We start from the raw sequence: 17,060 nt of genomic DNA, 5'->3' as shown, positions 1-17,060 counted from the left end.
GGGTATAGTGAGGTGGCGGGGCCCTGTCCAGCCTCCTTTGCGCGCTTCGTGCGATGGAATCGGCTCAGGACGAACGCGGCGGGTCCTCGTCCTCGGTTTCGTCCTCCTCGGTGGGGATCGCGTAGCGGTCGGTGAGCCAGCGGCCGAGGTCGATATCGGCGCAGCGGGCCGAGCAGAAGGGCTGGAATTCCGGCTGTGCGGGCTTGCGGCAGATCGGGCACGGCTCCGGCTTCGGCTTGATGGGAACGGCCCGGCTCATGCCATCGCCCCCCAGCCTTGCCGCACGGGAAAGCCCTCGCCTTCGAGAAGGCTGATCGTCTCGTAGAGTGGCAGGCCGACGACGGCGCTGTGCGAGCCGACGAGCTTGACCACGAAGGTACCGGCGAGACCCTGGATGGCGTAGCCGCCCGCCTTACCCCGCCACTCGTCCGAGGCGATGTAGCGCTCGATGTCGCGGCCGGAGAGACGCTTGAACCGCACCCGCGTCTCCACCACACGCTCGCGGCGGCTTCCCTTGGGCGAGAGCACGCAGACCGCCGTGTAGACACGATGCTGGCGCCCGGAGAGCAGGCGCAGGCAATCGGTGGCCTCGTCGGCCAGTTCCGCCTTCGGCAGGACGCGCCGTCCCACGGCCACCACCGTATCGGCCGCGACGATGTAGCTGTCGCGCATGTCGTCGCGGCGGCGGGCGGCGTCCCCCGCCACGTCGAGTTTGGCCCTGGCGAGGCGTCGTGCGAGCTCGCGCGGCGCTTCCGATTTGTGGGGGGTCTCGTCGACATCGGCGGGAAGCAGGGCGTCGGGCTCGATGCCCGCTTGCTGCAGCAGCGCCAGCCGGCGCGGGGAGGCGGAGGCGAGAACGAGGCGAGGGCCCCGGCGCGGCGTCTCGCCGGAGGCGTCATTCATCGTGGCGTGCGTGCCGCCCTGCGCGGAAGAGATATCCATTGGTGCTTTTTGACAATCCGCAGGCTGGGGGAGAGGGCGGGCCGACCCGGTCGCGAGAGGCCCGCTCGGCGTGCCGGATCGACATGCCGGACCGGCCGGTACGCTATCGGAAAGCCCGCTCCTTGGAAACGCAAACCGTCGCGCCGCGCCCTGGCTAGGCCGTGGACAAAGCGGGCCGCTCTGATATGGTCCGCTCCGCTGGGCGAGGGGAAGCTGTCGAGGCCCTCCCGCAACCGGCATGCGGGCGTAGTTCAGTGGTAGAACGTCAGCTTCCCAAGCTGAATGTCGTCGGTTCGATCCCGATCGCCCGCTCCAACTAACTCGTTGAAGCGTCAGATTTTCTGGCCCCCTTCCGCTGATCTCGCGTTCCCCATGTTCGCCATCGCGTTCCCCAAGGCCTGTTCAGGCCCCGTTCTTCACGGCCCGATGCGCGACCCGAAGATTCGCTACCACCCGTGATTTTCCGTCCGCGCCGCGCGAGTAGCGCTGCGTCGTCGATGTCCGTGCGTGCGCCGCAGCCGACCCGATGTGGTCGAGATCGGCGCCCGCTCAGGACGATATGCGGTGGATCTCAGGCCGCGGCGTCGACGGCCTGGTCGGTGTTCGCGTCGACGGCCGGGGTGAACACGAGTTGGTAATTCCGTTCGTAAGCTTCCCGACGGGCCATCAGGGCGTCGATGTTCTCCGGGGTGCCCGGGGCGGGGTCGCCGCACGCGTCGCCGATGCCGGACCAGTCGCCGATGACGGCGTGGGCGTACCGGGTCAGGCTGAGGGACGAGCGCTTTATGCGCCCTGTCCCATGACGAGCGACACCGGCTGTCCGCGACAGGTCTCGACAGCAGTGAACCCGCGGGAGCGCAGTTCAACCTCCATGTCGTGACAATCCCACAAATGCCCGCCACTCCGGGCCAGCCGCAGGGCCGCCAGTGCGGCTCCGATGGGCTCTGCCGGCGGGGCATAGAGCCCCACGACCAGATATCCCTTCGGTCGGAGAGCAGCCGTCAGTCGATCGAGCGCTGTCCGGGCCGCGTCCTGCGAAAGGAAGGGCGCCGGGAGCCATGTCAGCGAGTAGCCCGCTACTTCATCGAAACGGGTCACATCCTGCAGGCGAAGTTCGATGCGGCTGCCAAAAGGGCTCGCCGCCACGTTCTCGCGGGCCAAATCGAGGGCGGGCTTCCAGATGTCCAAACCAACGACATGCAGCGAAGGCCATTGCGCAGCCGCCTCCAGGGCGATGCCGGCGACACCGGTGCCGACGTCCAGGAAATGCCCGCCAAGCGCGGCCGCGAGCGCTGGACGCTCCGCCGCCAAGGCTGCCAAGCGCCGTACGACGCCGCGCGAGGCTTGGCCTTGGGCCTGCAGCATCGCAGGATCGCTGACCTGCCAGAGCGGAGGCCTGTCCGGATGCTCGAGCAGATCCCGTGCTTCCTCCAGCGCGTGGGTGGCGGATGTCAGCAGAGCGGACATCCGCTCCTGATCGAGCTCATCCAGGCCTCCCGGCACCAAGGCGGCGACCGCATCGAGCAGACGGCGCTCTACCTCCGGATGAACCTTTGCCGCTCCTTGCCGCACGCGTAAGACCGCACCGATCACGGCGAGCCCCCTTGCCTCATCTCCCATTTGCCGCAGCTTGCGTTCGACAGCATGGACGTTCATCGGGGACCACCAGTGCGACGATCGCGACACTTGGTCGTGACCTGTGAATGAGAAGGATCTCGCATGATTGCGACCGATCCGATGTGCCTGGATCAAGATCGATTCATGCGCGCGGAGATGACCGGCCGGCGATCATTCGAAATTTCGTAGACGACAAGCGCGCTTGAGCCTGGAGCACTGACAAAAATTCTGATGATGCCGATATGATGCTATGCATCTGCTCGACGATGCATGAAATCATCCGTTCTCGGCTCACGGCATCACGCAGGATGGCGCCAAGACCTGGGACAATCGTGTCGATGACCGAGCATCCAGGAACCGCCATCCTGCCGATATCCTCACCGCGAACGCCGTCCGTCGGCGCGGCGCATGGCTGCGCTACGATGATAGGCCGTGAGCCTGGTGGATCATCTGTGCAGCCCGCTCCCCGATAATGGCGCAGGGCGCTTGAGTATTCCCCGTGGTCACACGCGGCATGACCGAGGCATCTGCGATACGCAGGGATTCGATCCCGTAAACCTTCAGCGATGCATCGACGACCGACATCGCGTCACGGCCCATCTTGGCCGTGCAGCTCTGGTGCCAGTAGGTGACCGCGGCATCACGGACGAAGTCTTCGCGCGCGTCACCCTTGAGGTCGCCGGGCATGGCCTCGTCGCGGACAAAAGGCCGGAACGCGTGAGCATTTCCCAATTGGCGGCAGAGATCGACGCATCTGAGGGCCGTTGCCATATCCGCGGGCTCGGACATCATGTTGGCCTCGATCGCCATCGGCACCGAGGGGTCGGCGCTCGTCAGACGCAGCCGGCCGCGGCTCGCCGGATGCGCGAGACCGGCGAACATCGTCCAGCCATGCGCCGGCACACCGCGCGCCGCGGTCCGCTCGCTTGGGACGGGAAATTCGACTTGGCAGAACAACACGTCCGGCGCATCGAGTTCCGGACGACTCTTCCAGTACAGGGTGGCCTCGCTGCCGCTGTTACGCGGGGCGATCGGCTCTTCGTAATTCCAGATGCATCCGAAGGACACGTGGTCTTGAAGGTTTTGCCCGACGCCCGGCAGATGCTGCAGCACCGGTATTCCCATACGGGTCAGTTCCGCCTGATCTCCGATGCCCGAATGCATCAGGACCTTGGGCGTCTGGATCGCGCCCAGTGACAGCACGACCTCGGACCGGGCGTGGATCGTGAGGACCTGCCCGGCGCGAACCACCTCGACACCAACGGCGCGCCGATTCTCGATCAGCACTCGCCGAACGGTCGTGTCGGTCAAGACCGTCAGGTTGGGGCGGTCGAGCCAGGGGCGGATATAGGCCCGGTAAAGCGACTGGCGCCGGCCGTCGCGGACCAGCATGTCCGAGATAGAGGCGCCGCCCGGCCCCTCCATCATCAGGCCGTTCGGGTGCTCGAAGGTCGGGATACCGATCTCGCGGGCGGCATCGAGCATCGCGTATGCAATGGGACTGGGATCAGAGGCGGGCTGGACCCAGACCGGACCCGATTGGCCGCGATAGGTGGGATCGGGCGTCCCCTGCCAATTCTCGATCCGACGGTAGATCTCGAGGACGTTGTCGTAACCCCAGCCAGGATCGCCTGCCTCTTCGGCGAAGAAATCCCAGTCGCTGCGATGCCCGCGCGCCCACACCATGACGTTGATGCTGGAGCCACCCCCGAGACCTTTGCCCATCGACATCGACAGGGCACGACCGTTCAGATGCGGGTTCGGTTGCGCCTGGAAACCCCAATCCCGCTCGCTGCCCAGATTGGCGGGCCATTGAGCGGGGTCGAGCACAGCCTCCGCGTCATCGCTGCCGCCGGCTTCGATCAACAGCACCTGCGCTTCGGAGTTCTCCGCGAGCCGCCGTGCGACGACGGAGCCCGACGCGCCAGCGCCGCACACGATGAAATCGTAGTGCGGCTTCAACTCGGCGATCAGGCGCCCTTGGTTCTCCCGCGCACGACGAGACAAATCCCGGTCTTCATCAAAGGGGTGGCTCACCATTTCATGCCTCCTTCTTCCGTAAAACTGTGGTCACTAGGGACAAAGACAGTCTCCCCCGGTCTTCGGTGGCTTCCGCTGCGAAATGCTGGAGTTGCCGAGATCCGGCTTCGGGAGACGGCGCACCCGTCTGCGGCTCGTGGCTGAACCCCTACAGGGAAGCGTCGCTATATCAAATCTATCAGATTTAGCAAATATACCAATTTTGCATGGGAAAGGCTTCCCTGCTAGGGCTCGCTGTTTGTTGCCGACGGCGCCGTTCGCGTCGGCGGAATCGGCAGGTGGACACAGTGAAGGCGATGGAGAAGGACATCCTCACCACGGCCCAGACGGCCAAGCTGCTCGGCGTTTCAGTCCGCACAGCTCAGCTGCTCATCGAGGGGGGCTCGGTTCCGTCCTGGAAGACGCCGGGTGGGCATCGCCGTGTGTATCGGACGGATATCGAAGCGCTCATCGAGGGTGGTGGATGTGGCACGCCCTCGGCCTCCGCCACTGTGATCGTCATCACACCGGGAGATCGGATTCGATCCTACGAGGAAGTGTTCGCCGCCGTCCCCGAATGCGAGGCTGAGATCTTCGAAGATCTTCATGCCGCGCTGTTCGCGCTCGGCTCGGCCCGTCCCCATGCCATCGTGGTCGATCTTGTGGATGGGGATGTCGAGCGGTCCGGCCTCCTGCACAGTCTCGTGGCCAACCCATCCTTAGGTCACAGCCGCATTCTGGCCGTGGGTGCCTCCGTGCAGGCGAGGAAGACAGATGGGCTCGATCGGGTGATCGCCATCGATACCCCCGAACAGGCGGTAGCGGCCATCCGCCGGTCGTTGGCTGATACGGGGCAGACGGCACTGCCGCCCGGGGCCTTGCCCTTCCCAGTCGCCCTCAACGAGGGCCAGAGGCTTGTGGCGTTGGAACGATCCGGGCTCCTGGGCACGGCGCCCGAGGAGACCTTCGATCGCCTGACATGGCTTGCCAGCCAGACACTGAAAGCACCGATCTCGCTGCTGACCCTGCTCACGCCGACGCAGCAATGGTTCAAGTCACGCCTTGGGCTCGACCTTCCGGAGACGCCGCGGAGTTGGGCGTTCTGCAACTATACGATTCTGCAAAAAGGGGTCTTCTCGGTGGAGGATCTCGCAAAGGACCCTCGGTTCAGCAGTAATCCGGCCGTTGCGGGCGATCCTGGGTTTCGCTTCTACGCAGGCGTTCCCGTCCTCGACAACGAAGGTTTCCCCGTCGGCTCGCTCTGCGTGATCGACTACAAGCAGCGCGTGCTCGACGAGCGTGAGGCGCAGGCTCTGTCGGCGCTTGCCGCTCTGGCCTCCTCCGAGGTCCGCCTGCGGGCGACCGAACGGCAATTGCGCGAGGCCCTCCGAAGGGAGGGACGGCATGACTCGGCCCGAGGCCGCGATCCTATTGCGCAGCATGCGGTGAAACCTCACGCTCGATCTCTGACTTGAGGGCGCAGGGCGAGTCATGGGTGAGGTTGCCCGCCTTTCTTCAAATCTCCCCTTTGGTGCAGCGTCCCGCGTCTTCGTCGAGCGAACCTTAGGCGGTCTGCGGCTCAATCCGGCTGGGTGATCGAAGCAATTCCGCCGTTGCTGAGCATGACGATTCCGCGGCGCGATTTTATTCCGGCGTGTCTCGCGCAGCGGACCATTTCAGAATCGCGTCCAGCATCGGGCACAACGATTGCCCCCACTCCGTGAGGCTATACTCGACTTTCGGCGGAACCTGATGGTGGACGAGGCGTGTCACGATTCCGTCTGCTTCCAACCCTCGTAACTGCTGAACCAGCATCTTTTGTGAAATCGCCGGGATCGCGCGCTCGAGATCGGGGAACCGGAGACGCTGAATGACGAGCGCTTGCGCAAGACCGGCCAACCTGCCGGACGGTGTGGAATTCGTCGCGGCGGACCTGCTGTCATCCGCCGGATGCTCCGACTTGGCCCGGGCAGCGATTGCAGCGTTCGGGGGTGTCGACATCATCGTCAACGTACTCGGCGGCTCGAGCGCCCCGGGCGGCGGCTTTTCGGCGCTCGACGACGAGACCTGGGACAGGGAGATACAACAGAACCTGATGGCGGCGGTCCGCCTCGACCGAGCCCTTGTCCCTGCCATGGTCGAGCGTGGGCACGGAATCGTCGTGCATGTCACGTCGATCCAGCGCCAGCTCCCCCTGCCGGAATCCACCACCGCCTACGCCGCTGCGAAAGGCGCGCTCTCCACCTACAGCAAGGCCTTGTCCAGGGAGGTCACGCCCAAGGGCGTCAGGGTCGTTCGCGTATCTCCGGGATGGGTCGAGACCGAAGCATCGATCCAGCTGGCGGAACGCCTCGCGGCCGAAGCGGGGACGGATTATGAAGGGGGCAAGCAGATCATCATGAACAGCATTGGCGGCATCCCACTCGGACGCCCCGCAAAGCCCCAGGAAGTCGCGAGTCTGATCCTGTTCCTCGTGTCGCCCCATGCGTCCTCGATCAGCGGGACCGAATACGTCATCGATGGAGGCACGATACCGACCGTGTGAGGAAGGCGCGACGCCCCGACCGAAGAAGACGCGCAAGTCTTGCCGAAGGACCGGTCTTGCCAGATCTCCCGGCTCCAAGAGTGCTTACGAAACTCCCGGCCACGGTCGGCCCTCGCTCGGAGCACGACGGCGCAAAGGCAGTTCTGTGAGAGATACTGAGACGCCGTTGTGCATTGGGCCGTCATGCGAGCCTAACCTCGCGCGACGACTTGGCTGCGCCGCTCTGTGACCTTCATCACGGACGATCCGGTCCATGAAGAGCCATAGGGCGAGGCGTCGCGCCGACACGAGGCTGCAGGACGGATCGGACGATGACGGTGAAACAGAGCAGTGCCTTCGGCGGGAGTACCCGTTCCGGTGCGAAGAAGACCCTGGGGGCGACGCTGCGCGCGGAGCGCCGTCCTCGCAGATCCGGTCCGAGGTTCGAACGTCGACGTATCGCTTGTCTGCGAAGTCAGGTCCCGAACGTGCGCCCGGCCTCGCGACTTCAGGGGACGCGGCCGTGAGCACGCCACACAGGCTCACCCGCATCCTGGCGGCCAATCCTTTCTTCGCCGAACTGGGCCAGGAAGCCATCCAAAGCATCGCCGGCCTGTGCAGGACAGTGAGCGTCGCGCGAAACGAGGTACTTTTCCAGAAGGGCGATCCGGGCGATGCTCTCTACGCGATCCGTCGCGGGCAGATCCGCATCGCCGCTTGCAGCGAGGAGGGGCGGTCCGTGACGCTGAATCTCCTCGGGGCCGGCGATGTCTTCGGCGAGATTGCCCTTCTGGACGGCCATGCCCGCACCGCAGAGGCCGTCGCACTCGAGGCGACGGATCTCTTCGTCATCGAGCGGCGGGACTTCCTCGGCCTTCTCACGCATGACGCAACGCTGGCGGTACGGATCATCGAATTCCTGTGCCAAAGACTGCGCTGGATGAGCGAGCGGATGGAGGAAGCCACGCTGCTTCCCCTCGACGCTCGATTGGCACGCCGACTGATCATGTTGTCCGAGGATTACGGTGCCGAGATTCAGGTGACGCAGCAAGAGCTTGCTGCTTATGTTGGCGCGGCGCGGGAAAGCGTGAACCGCGTTCTTCAGGATTGGCGCCGGTCCGGCATCATCGATCTTGGGCGTTCACGCGTGAATGTGAAGTTCGCACAGCGTCTGGCGGCCCTCGGCGGTCCGTCCCGGATCTGAAGCGGCAGAAGGGATCCAACCCATGAAAAACCCGGCACGAGTCGCGGCGGCACTCGCGGCCAGCATCGTCCCCGGTATCGCCCTTGCCCAAACGCGCTGCACGGAAACGACACGCTTCGATCCGCCCCTGCGGGTCCTGCATTGCGCGGATGGTCTTTCACTCGAAACCGAGCGGTCGGCCACGCTGCGGCCGATCGATCGGGACGGCGACGGGCAACTGGAAGGCGCCGAGATCGGCGGCCGCGCCGTTCTGGTGACCCTGCCGCCCCGCTCGCGTCCCCGGAAGGGCGGCTTCCAGATCCTCACGCCCCACGCGATTGCCTCCGTGCGCGGCACGGTCTACGCCGTCGATGTGACCGACGCCAAAACGGCGGTGTTCGTGGCTCGCGGCCATGTCGTCGTCGCGCGTCGTAACGCGCCGGGCGTTTCCGTCACGCTGGCCCCGGGTGAGGGCGTCGATGTCGACGGGGACCAGGGGCCCCTGGACGTGCGGCGGTGGCCGCAGGAACGCGTCAGAGGTTTGCTGGAACGCTTCGGGCAGTGAAAGCAGCGGGCCTGATGCAGGGGCGTGAGCCGATCTCGAACCGCCGTCGGGTGACCCGGCGCTTCGTCCTCCTTGCGTTGGTGACCGCTTTTGGCTGGAGCGGCTGGCTCGCCCATCTGCACATCGCCGGGCGGGCGACGCCTCTCGACCATCTCGAGGCGGCCATGACGGACCTGCGCATGCGGCTGGCCGGTCGGCGCGCGCCCCCCGAAGAGATCGCGATCGTCGCCATCGACGACGAGATCGTCCGCCGGGACGGAGGCTTCCCCATCTCGCGCGCGACGATGGCGCGGCTGATCGAGACGATCGCCGCCGCCCGCCCGCGCGCGCTCGCCGTGGATGTTCTGTTCCTGGAAGACGGGCGCCAGCCGGAGGCGGATCGTGCCCTCGCCGCTGCCCTTGCCAAGGTGCCCGCCGTGTTGGCGGCGGCGGCCGTTTTCAACGACGTGACGAACGAGGACGGTATCCCGGTCGCCACCGCCGTGCACCGGCCGATACCGGGGATCGGCGCGACCGCGCTGTCGGGGATCGTCAATGTGTCCGAGGACGCTGCGGGCGTGCCGCGGCACCTTCCCCTGGTTGCGATGACGGATGAGGGCGTGGCCACGGCTTTCGTCCTGCGCGCGGCGGCCCTGGCCGCCCGGACCGATCCGGTCCTGGGCGAGGGACAGGTCCGGATCGGCTCTGCCGTCATCCCGCTCGATCTCGGCTATCATCTTCCTCTTCGTCCCTATGGGCCGCGGCGCACGATCCGGACCCTCAGCGCCGCCGCGCTCCTGGATGGTACGGCAGCGGTGGCGTCTCTGAGCGACCGCATCGTCGTGATCGGCGCGACGGCACTCGGAGGCAGCGACACCTTTGCCACGGCGTTCGATCCGGTGATGCCCGGCGTCGAACTGCTGGCGACCGGCATCGCCCACCTGACCACGGGGGACAGCTTGGTGCGCGATGCCCGCGTGCGGCGGCTCGACGCCCTGGCGGCCGTGACTCTCGCGGGCGCCGCCGTGCTTCTGATCGCGCTGGCGCCGCCTGGCCCGGCGACCATTCTCGCGCTGATCTTGCTGGCTGCGTGGTTTGCCGTGGGCACCGTCGCCTTTAGCCATGGCATCTGGTTGAGCGCCGCCCTGCCAGTCGCAGCGGCCGGACTGCCGATGCTTCTGTGTGCGGTGGCGCGGCAGATACTGGATCGCCACCGAGGCGTGCGGCTGGCGCAATCGGAACAGGCCCTGCGCCAGCTTCAACCCGCAGCCCTCGCGGATCGTCTCGCCTGGGACCCGACTTATCTCGCTGAGCCCCTCGCGCGCGAGATCCCGGTGCTCTTCATCGATCTCACCGGATTCACTCGCCAGAGCGAGCGCCTTGGCCCGGTGCGCACCCGCAACATCCTCAAGACGTTTCACGATCTCGTGGACGAGACGGCCTCGTCACACGGAGGTCTCGTCGTCAATTTCATGGGCGACGGCGCGATGGTCGTGTTCGGCGCATTGGACCCCGATCCGGCGCGAGCGGAAAACGCCGTGCGGGCAACCGAAGACCTCATCCGACGCACCCGGGATTGGATTGCACGCGACCTTGAACTGGCAGGCGCAGGACGCGCGCTCGATGTGCGCATCGGCGCTCATTACGGGCCGGTCATTCTCTCGCGCCTCGGAAGCGACACCAATCAGCACATCACGGCGACAGGCGATACGGTCAACGTCGCGAGCCGCCTGCTCGCAGTGGCCTCCGAGAGAACGTCACGCCTCGCCGTGAGCGCCGATCTGCTGAAAGCCGCCGGCATCGATACACCGGATGACATTTTCGACGAGCAACAGATTGCGGCCATCCGTGGACGCGCTCAGCCGATAGAGGTTTGGCTGCGGCACGATCCACCTCCGCCGTGATATTCTTCGAGTCGAGGCGAACGCTCAGGTATTCGTGACCCAGATCACAGAGATCAATCATCATCGAGGGCAGAGTGCTTCCACCCCAACAGGGAGAAGCACGATGAAGACAAATTCGACGAAGATGATGATTGCAGCCGGTCTCGCGCTCGCGACTTTGGCTGCCGGTAGTCTCAGTGCGGATGCCCGCGGGTTCAGACACGGCGGCTTTCACGGCGGCTTTGGCCATCATGGAGGCTTCGGTCACCGCGGGTTCGGGCACGGGCGGTTCGGGTACGGGCGGTTCGGGCATGATCGACGTTTCTACCACCGCGGGTTCCGCCAGCGCTTCGGCGGGCTCCCCTGGGTCGCTCCCGCACGCGGCGACTTTCTCAGCTCCGATTTCGGCGATTGCCGCACCGTCTACACGCCCTTGTTCGACGGTTACGAGCGCGTCTGCGGCTGATCGGGCGCCAAGCTCTTCAGGTTTGGAACCGTAGAACGGCCGCCGCCGTACGCACGGCGGCGGCCCGGACACTCTCTTCGCCACATCACGCCTTGCGGGGACGACGGGGCGCGTATCGGCACGCTGGCCTCGGCCGTTGCGGAGATCTCGCGAGCCTCGTGAAAGACAACGCCATCGCGTTGAAAACAAATCGAGTCATGGTCCGGCACCGTATCGGCGGGGACAGCTCTACTTGGACAGGGGAACCGCAATGGCACAGACATGGGATCGAAAGACATTCAGCGGCTTCATTGCGCGCGCGATACTGACGATCATCTTCACAGCTGCGGCCGGCATGAAGTTTGCCGCACTGCCCTTCGAGGTCGCCGGCTTCGAGCGCTTCGGCTACCCGCTCTGGTTCATGTACGTGATCGGGGCTCTGCAACTGCTCGGCGCGGTATCGCTCTGGGTTCGCGGCTTCACCGCAGCCGGAGCGACACTGCTCGCCATCCTGATGACCGGCGCCGTCGGCAGCCACTGGTATGCGGGTGATCCTGCCGCGACGATGCTTCCTCCGCTCGTGCTGCTGATTGCGCTTGCCGGGCTCGCCTATGCCCGTCATGCGGAGTTTGCCGCGATGCCCTTGATAAACGCGTCGCGACCCGAACGCCGCCACTGGTCCTGATCTTGACTTGATCTGGTCTTTTCCGAGAGCGCTTCGCATCATCCGTTCTGGGTGCTCATTCTCGAGAAGGAGGATCGCGAGCCTTCCCGTTGGCCGAGCCTTCCCGTTGGCATTGAGCAGAAGCGAAGAGGATTGCGAAGTCGTATGGCCAGAGACGAAGAGGATCGAGTTCTCATCGCCGGTGGCGGCATCGCGGGCCTCGCCATGCGGCGGGCGCTGCGGCGGCGCGGGCTGCCTTCGCTCACCCTGGAGCGGCGTGGAGAGCCGGCGGATGCGGGCCTCGCCATCAACCTGCCGGGCAATGCGGTCCAGGCTCTCGGCCAACTCGGCCTGGGCGACGCCTTGCGCAGGGTCGGCGCACCCATTCAGCGGCGCGAATACCGTACCGAGAGCGGGCGCCTCCTCTTCGCCGTCGACGAGACGGCGTTCTGGGGCGAGGCGGCACGGCCTCATTGTCTCCGTCGCGCCGACCTGCTGCGCCTTCTGACGCTCGACCTCGAGCCGGACGACATCCGAAGCGGATGCGAGGTCGCCGCCGTCAGGCAGGGGCCGCACGGTGTCACCGCCGAATGCCTGGACGGAAGTGTCGAAACCGGGGGGCTGCTCGTCGGCGCGGACGGGGTACATTCGCGGGTCCGGCGCAGCACATTCGGCGATCGTGCGCTCGACGCGGCGATGCTGGCCCCGGCGAGCTGGCGCTTCATGGCAACGAATCCAGGCCTCGACGCCTGGACACTCTGGGCGGGATCGGGCGGATTGTTCCTGCTCATCCCCGTCGGCCGGGGCGAGGTCTATGGCTGGGTCTCCGTCGTCAAGGCTGCCGGACAGGGGCGGGACTTGGCCGCCTCGCGCGCTGCCTTCGCGTCGTTCCCGCGTCTCGTCCGCGACACCCTCGATGTGGTTCTGGCCGAGCCGGGCGGGCTCTATCACTCCCCCCTCGAAGAGGTTCGGATTCCGAGCTGGAACCAGGACCGGGTGGTGCTGGTCGGAGATGCCGCGCACGCGACCGCGCCGGTCTGGGCCCAGGGCGCCGCCCTCGCCCTGGAAGACGCGCTCGTGCTGAGCGCTCTGCTGGCGGAGAGAACGGACTGGGGCACGGTGGGTGCACACTACGAAGCGCTGCGCCGGCCTCGCGTGGCCCATGTCCAGGCCATGACCGATCGCCTGTCCCGCACCGCGCGGATGCCGGGCTGGGCCAGAAACCTCCTGCTTCCCGTGATCGGCCCGCGCAGCTACCGCGCCACGTACTCCCCGCTTCGCACCCCAGTGTCAGCCTGAGGCTGGCTCCGGCGATCCCATCCTTCCCCTGATGAGGGGTCGTACCCCCGATCGCGGGAACCAGGAGAACGTTCCCGGAGGCTGGTCCTCGGGACAGACGAATATGCCGGCTCGCTAACGACCGTGATCGGTGCGAACCAGGCAATGCCGATCCTATGCGGGGATGAGCCACGCTAGACGGCGCATGGCTCGGCTCGCACGAGAGGGACCGTTCATGGAAAAACGATGGCCCGAAGGCTGGAGTGAGTGTCCGGATGGATCGGCTGCGGAAGGAAACCTGTAGCAGCAGTTTCCGATCGACCCGACGATGGTGTTTCACAATCCGACTGCTTTGCGGACTTCGCCGAACCATCGGGTCGGGAAGCGGTCACAGTTGAACGAAGCCCGCTCACTCAAAATCTTTCGGTGAGCATGGATTAAAGCGCGCCCTGCCGCGTAGCTTCACTCCGCGAGATCGGATTGCAAAACAAGTTGATTGTTAACGCATGGCCACTTTTAAAGGTTTCGGTTCAGGGCATAGCCTCTTGACAACGATCAATAGGGGCGATCCTATGATTTTAGGTCTATCTTTTCTGTGTGCGCTAAAGCGTTAGCTGCCCAGGCCGCGCAGAGGTCGTCCTCGAGGATACGCTTCGTCGGAACACATCTGATCTGAACATCGCTGTGACGACCGCCCGAACAACGAAGGCGGCGCGCGTAGGGGAGAAACGATGAGTGACGCATCCGACGGCGTGCGGCGGACAAGGTCCATCGTGCGTGCGCCGCAGAGCTTCGTGGCCGGCATCGCGCTGGTTCTGCTCGGGATGTTTGGCATCTGGGCCGCAAGCGATCTGCCACGGGGCACCCTCGGGTCCATGGGGCCGGGCATGCTGCCGCACTGGGTCGCGGTCGGTGTCGCCATCTGCGGCGGCGTGCTGGCCTTGACGGGGCTCGTCCGTGAAGGCGCTGGCCTCCAGACCTTCGGCTTGCGCGGCCCAGTCACCGTCGTGCTGGCGATCCTCGCCTTCGCGGTCACGATCCGTCCCTTTTCCCTCGGCCCCGTCGCCGGTCCCGGCCTCGGCCTGATCATCGCGGGACCGCTCGCGGTGATCATCGGGGGCTACGCCACACCCGAAGCGCGATTTCGCGAACTTCTGATCCTGGCCCTGCTTCTCACCGCCGGTTGCATGATGCTGTTCGGGGACCTGCTCAACCTGCCCATCCCCATCTTTCCCACCGTCCTCATCGAGGCGGCGAGCGGCACGATCCCGTCGCGCGTGATGCTGAGGCTCGGGGCCGGCGCCCTCGCCCTTGCGGGACTCGGCCTGCTCGCCATGCAGCGCCGCTCCACCCACCGAGGTCGGATCGACGTCGCGCCGCACACGATGTCGATCTGATCGGGAGCGCGGCACGTGACGGATCTCCTCGCCAATCTCGGCCTCGGCTTTGCCGTCGCGCTGAGCCTGCAGAACGTGACGCTGTGCTTCTTGGGCTGTCTCGTCGGCACCCTGATCGGCGTGCTGCCCGGCGTCGGCCCGATCGCCACCATCGCGATGCTCCTGCCGATCACCTTTGGGCTCGATCCCGTCGGCGCCCTGATCATGCTCGCGGGGATCTATTACGGGGCGCAATACGGCGGCTCCACCACCGCGATCCTGGTCAACATCCCCGGTGAGGCGACGTCGGTCGTCACCACCCTCGACGGGCACCAGATGGCCCGTCAGGGGCGGGCCGGAGTAGCCCTCGGCATCGCCGCCATCGGCTCGTTCTTTGCCGGCACCGTCGCCACGCTGCTGATCGCGGCGCTCGGCGCACCGCTGACGCGCCTCGCGCTGATCTTCGGGCCCGCGGAGTACTTCGCCCTGATGGTGATGGGGCTCGCCTTCGCCGTCGTCCTCGCACACGGCTCCGTGCTCAAGGCCGTGGCCATGATCCTGGTCGGAATCCTGCTCGCCGCCGTGGGCACCGACCTTGAGACCGGCCAGGAGCGCATGACCTTCGGCCTCGTCTTCCTCACCGACGGCGTCGATTTCTCGGTCCTGGCGATGGGCCTGTTCGGGGTCGCCGAGATCCTGCGTAACCTCGACCAGACCGAGACCCGTGAGATCGCCCGGGCGCGGATCGGCCGCCTGCTGCCCAGTCTCGCGGACCTTCGGCAGGCCGCACCCTCGGCTCTGCGCGGGACGGCGATCGGGTCGATCCTGGGCATTCTGCCCGGCAATGGCGCCGTCCTCGGCCCCTTCGCCTCCTACACGATCGAGAAGCGGCTCGCTCGCGATCCGAGCCGCTTCGGGCGCGGCGCCATCGAAGGGGTGGCTGGTCCGGAGAGCGCCAACAATGCCGGGGCGCAGACGGCCTTCATCCCGCTCCTTACCCTCGGCATTCCGCCGAACGCCGTGATGGCGCTGATGGTCGGCGCGATGACGATCCACGGCATCGTTCCGGGCCCCGGCGTGATGACCAAGAACCCCAACCTGTTCTGGGGCATGATCGCGTCGATGTGGATCGGCAACCTCATGCTCCTCGTCATCAACCTGCCCCTCGTCGGCATCTGGGTGCGCCTGCTGAAGGTGCCCTACCGGCTCATGTTCCCCGCGATCCTGATGTTCTGCTCGATCGGCATCTACTCGATCAACTCGCTGCCCACCGACGTGATGCTGATCGCAGCCTTCGGAGTGTTCGGATACGGGCTGATCAAGTTCGGCTTCGAGCCCGCGCCGCTCCTGCTCGGCTTCGTCCTCGGCAAGCTGATGGAGGAATACCTGCGCCGTGCCCTCACCCTGTCGCGCGGCGACGCCCTGGTGTTCCTCGAGCGCCCGGTCAGCGCGGTGCTGTTCCTCGTCGCCTTCACCATCCTGGCGGCGGCGCTGCTGCCGTCGCTGCGGCGAAGCCGGGACGAGGTGTTCACGGAGGCCTGACAGTGCGGACGCCCCGGCGTCCTTCGACGGCGGACACGATAACCAGAAACGAAAAGGATGAGGAACATGAGAAGGGCTCTCGCCATCGGCCTCCTGTCGGCGCTCGCCGCCGTCAGCGCTGCAGCCGATACCTATCCCCAGCGTCCGATCACCATGGTGGTGCCTTTCGCGGCCGGTGGACCGACCGACGTGGTGGCGCGGATCGTCGCCGAACCTATGTCCCGCGCGCTGGGCCAGCAGGTCGTTGTCGAGAACGTCACCGGAGCCGGCGGCACCACGGGCATCACCCGTGCATCACAGGCCTCGCCCGACGGCTACACCATCATGATGGGCCACATGGGCACGCATGGCGCGGCACCGGCCCTGTTCAAAGGCCTGAAATACGATCCGGCCAAGAGCTTCGATCCCATCGGCCTCGCCGCCGGCACGCCGATCGTCATCGTCGCCAAGAAGGGCTTCCCGGCGCAGGATCTCAAAAGCTTCATCGAGGCGATCAAGGCGGGCGGCCCCTCGATAAACCAGGCCCATGCGGGCGTCGGCTCGGTCTCGCATTCGACGGGCGTGCTCTTCGACTCGCTCACCGGCGCCAAACCCACGCTCGTCGTCTATCGCGGCACGGGACCTGCGCTGAACGACCTGATGGCGAACCAGGTCGACTTCATGACGGATCAGATCGTCAACGTCGCCCCGCAGATCGCCGGCGGCACGATCAAGGCCTATGCCATCGCGACGCCCGAGCGCTCCCCGAGCCTGCCCGACGTGCCGACGACGAAGGAGGCCGGCCTGCCCGGCTACGAGGTCAGCGCCTGGAACGCCGTGTTCGCGCCGAAAGGCCTGCCGGCGGATGTCCGGGCCAAACTCGTGGCGGCTCTCGCGACGGCGCTCAAGGACCCGGGCACGACGAAGCGCATCCTCGATCTCGGCGGCACGGTGCCGAAGGATGCCGAGGCCGGCCCGGACGCTCTGCAGGCGCTCGTCGAACGCGAGGTGGCGCGGTGGACCCCCGTGCTCCGCTCCGCCGTCGAAGCCAATCCCTGAACCCG

The 17,060-nt window shown here is 66.2% G+C and carries 15 protein-coding genes, 1 tRNA gene and 1 pseudogene; 12 read left to right on the top strand and 5 right to left on the bottom strand.

Annotated features, from left to right (window positions below):
- Positions 1-64 precede the first annotated feature (64 nt).
- Positions 65-259 (bottom strand): DNA gyrase inhibitor YacG, encoded by a 195-nt coding sequence (locus RQI43_RS17090; protein WP_311275930.1) that lies wholly within the window; start codon positions 257-259, stop codon positions 65-67.
- Positions 256-942 carry a Maf-like protein gene (locus RQI43_RS17085; protein WP_311275929.1) on the bottom strand — a complete coding sequence of 229 codons (687 nt, stop codon included), beginning with the start codon at positions 940-942 and terminating at the stop codon, positions 256-258. The genes RQI43_RS17090 and RQI43_RS17085 overlap by 4 nt, the downstream gene beginning before the upstream one ends.
- A gap of 240 nt (positions 943-1,182) precedes the next feature.
- On the opposite strand from RQI43_RS17085, the gene RQI43_RS17080 reads away from it, so the two are divergent.
- Positions 1,183-1,257, top strand: a tRNA-Gly gene (locus tag RQI43_RS17080).
- A 468-nt stretch (positions 1,258-1,725) separates the two neighbouring features.
- Here the strand turns inward: RQI43_RS17080 and RQI43_RS17075 are convergent.
- Complete coding sequence (locus tag RQI43_RS17075; RefSeq protein WP_311275928.1) at positions 1,726-2,598, bottom strand: class I SAM-dependent methyltransferase; 873 nt, start codon at positions 2,596-2,598, stop codon at positions 1,726-1,728.
- Between the two features lie 378 nt (positions 2,599-2,976).
- Complete coding sequence (locus tag RQI43_RS17070) at positions 2,977-4,599, bottom strand: GMC family oxidoreductase N-terminal domain-containing protein (protein ID WP_311275927.1); 1,623 nt, start codon at positions 4,597-4,599, stop codon at positions 2,977-2,979.
- Between the two features lie 278 nt (positions 4,600-4,877).
- Here RQI43_RS17070 and RQI43_RS17065 point away from each other — a divergent pair, with 278 nt between their 5' ends.
- Positions 4,878-6,053 carry a GAF domain-containing protein gene (locus tag RQI43_RS17065; protein WP_311275926.1) on the top strand — a complete coding sequence of 392 codons (1,176 nt, stop codon included), beginning with the start codon at positions 4,878-4,880 and terminating at the stop codon, positions 6,051-6,053.
- 169 nt (positions 6,054-6,222) lie between these two features.
- Here RQI43_RS17065 and RQI43_RS17060 read toward each other — a convergent pair whose 3' ends face one another.
- Positions 6,223-6,477 carry a winged helix-turn-helix transcriptional regulator gene (locus tag RQI43_RS17060; RefSeq protein WP_311275925.1) on the bottom strand — a complete coding sequence of 85 codons (255 nt, stop codon included), beginning with the start codon at positions 6,475-6,477 and terminating at the stop codon, positions 6,223-6,225.
- On the opposite strand from RQI43_RS17060, the pseudogene RQI43_RS17055 reads away from it, so the two are divergent.
- From RQI43_RS17055 to RQI43_RS17010, 10 genes and pseudogenes are all read left to right on the top strand, one after another.
- Positions 6,449-7,123, top strand: a pseudogene (locus RQI43_RS17055) (SDR family oxidoreductase); the annotation flags it as partial. The gene RQI43_RS17060 and the pseudogene RQI43_RS17055 sit on opposite strands and share 29 nt — an antisense overlap.
- Positions 7,124-7,625: 502 nt before the next feature.
- Positions 7,626-8,306 (top strand): Crp/Fnr family transcriptional regulator, encoded by a 681-nt coding sequence (locus RQI43_RS17050; RefSeq protein WP_207410983.1) that lies wholly within the window; start codon positions 7,626-7,628, stop codon positions 8,304-8,306.
- A gap of 22 nt (positions 8,307-8,328) precedes the next feature.
- Positions 8,329-8,850: a FecR domain-containing protein gene (locus RQI43_RS17045; RefSeq protein WP_311275923.1), complete on the top strand. Its 522-nt coding sequence runs from the start codon at positions 8,329-8,331 to the stop codon at positions 8,848-8,850.
- Positions 8,847-10,733 (top strand): adenylate/guanylate cyclase domain-containing protein, encoded by a 1,887-nt coding sequence (locus RQI43_RS17040; RefSeq protein ID WP_311275922.1) that lies wholly within the window; start codon positions 8,847-8,849, stop codon positions 10,731-10,733. The genes RQI43_RS17045 and RQI43_RS17040 overlap by 4 nt, the downstream gene beginning before the upstream one ends.
- Positions 10,734-10,836: 103 nt before the next feature.
- Positions 10,837-11,178 carry a hypothetical protein gene (locus RQI43_RS17035; RefSeq protein WP_311275921.1) on the top strand — a complete coding sequence of 114 codons (342 nt, stop codon included), beginning with the start codon at positions 10,837-10,839 and terminating at the stop codon, positions 11,176-11,178.
- Positions 11,179-11,428: 250 nt separating this feature from the next.
- Positions 11,429-11,842 carry a DoxX family protein gene (locus RQI43_RS17030; RefSeq protein ID WP_311275920.1) on the top strand — a complete coding sequence of 138 codons (414 nt, stop codon included), beginning with the start codon at positions 11,429-11,431 and terminating at the stop codon, positions 11,840-11,842.
- Positions 11,843-11,986: 144 nt separating this feature from the next.
- Positions 11,987-13,120: an FAD-dependent monooxygenase gene (locus RQI43_RS17025; RefSeq protein WP_311275919.1), complete on the top strand. Its 1,134-nt coding sequence runs from the start codon at positions 11,987-11,989 to the stop codon at positions 13,118-13,120.
- 710 nt (positions 13,121-13,830) lie between these two features.
- Positions 13,831-14,496, top strand: a complete 666-nt coding sequence (locus tag RQI43_RS17020; RefSeq protein ID WP_311275918.1) for a tripartite tricarboxylate transporter TctB family protein — start codon at positions 13,831-13,833, stop codon at positions 14,494-14,496.
- A 15-nt stretch (positions 14,497-14,511) separates the two neighbouring features.
- Complete coding sequence (locus RQI43_RS17015; RefSeq protein WP_056428081.1) at positions 14,512-16,017, top strand: tripartite tricarboxylate transporter permease; 1,506 nt, start codon at positions 14,512-14,514, stop codon at positions 16,015-16,017.
- A gap of 66 nt (positions 16,018-16,083) precedes the next feature.
- Positions 16,084-17,055, top strand: coding sequence for a tripartite tricarboxylate transporter substrate-binding protein (locus RQI43_RS17010; RefSeq protein WP_311275917.1), 972 nt, complete (start codon positions 16,084-16,086; stop codon positions 17,053-17,055).
- Positions 17,056-17,060 lie beyond the last annotated feature (5 nt).

This window comes from Methylobacterium sp. WCS2018Hpa-22, assembly GCF_031843785.1.
In the GTDB taxonomy this organism is placed as follows: Bacteria; Pseudomonadota; Alphaproteobacteria; order Rhizobiales; family Beijerinckiaceae; genus Methylobacterium.
This window is presented reverse-complemented; position numbering and strand designations above follow the sequence as displayed.

Coding starts and splice junctions, on each gene's coding strand:
- RQI43_RS17090 (WP_311275930.1), bottom strand. CDS start 259: ATGAGCCGGGCCGTTCCCATCAAGCCGAAGCCGGAGCCGTGCCCGATC.
- RQI43_RS17085 (WP_311275929.1), bottom strand. CDS start 942: ATGGATATCTCTTCCGCGCAGGGCGGCACGCACGCCACGATGAATGAC.
- RQI43_RS17075 (WP_311275928.1), bottom strand. CDS start 2,598: ATGAACGTCCATGCTGTCGAACGCAAGCTGCGGCAAATGGGAGATGAG.
- RQI43_RS17070 (WP_311275927.1), bottom strand. CDS start 4,599: ATGGTGAGCCACCCCTTTGATGAAGACCGGGATTTGTCTCGTCGTGCG.
- RQI43_RS17045 (WP_311275923.1), top strand. CDS start 8,329: ATGAAAAACCCGGCACGAGTCGCGGCGGCACTCGCGGCCAGCATCGTC.
- RQI43_RS17035 (WP_311275921.1), top strand. CDS start 10,837: ATGAAGACAAATTCGACGAAGATGATGATTGCAGCCGGTCTCGCGCTC.
- RQI43_RS17030 (WP_311275920.1), top strand. CDS start 11,429: ATGGCACAGACATGGGATCGAAAGACATTCAGCGGCTTCATTGCGCGC.
- RQI43_RS17025 (WP_311275919.1), top strand. CDS start 11,987: ATGGCCAGAGACGAAGAGGATCGAGTTCTCATCGCCGGTGGCGGCATC.
- RQI43_RS17020 (WP_311275918.1), top strand. CDS start 13,831: ATGAGTGACGCATCCGACGGCGTGCGGCGGACAAGGTCCATCGTGCGT.
- RQI43_RS17010 (WP_311275917.1), top strand. CDS start 16,084: ATGAGAAGGGCTCTCGCCATCGGCCTCCTGTCGGCGCTCGCCGCCGTC.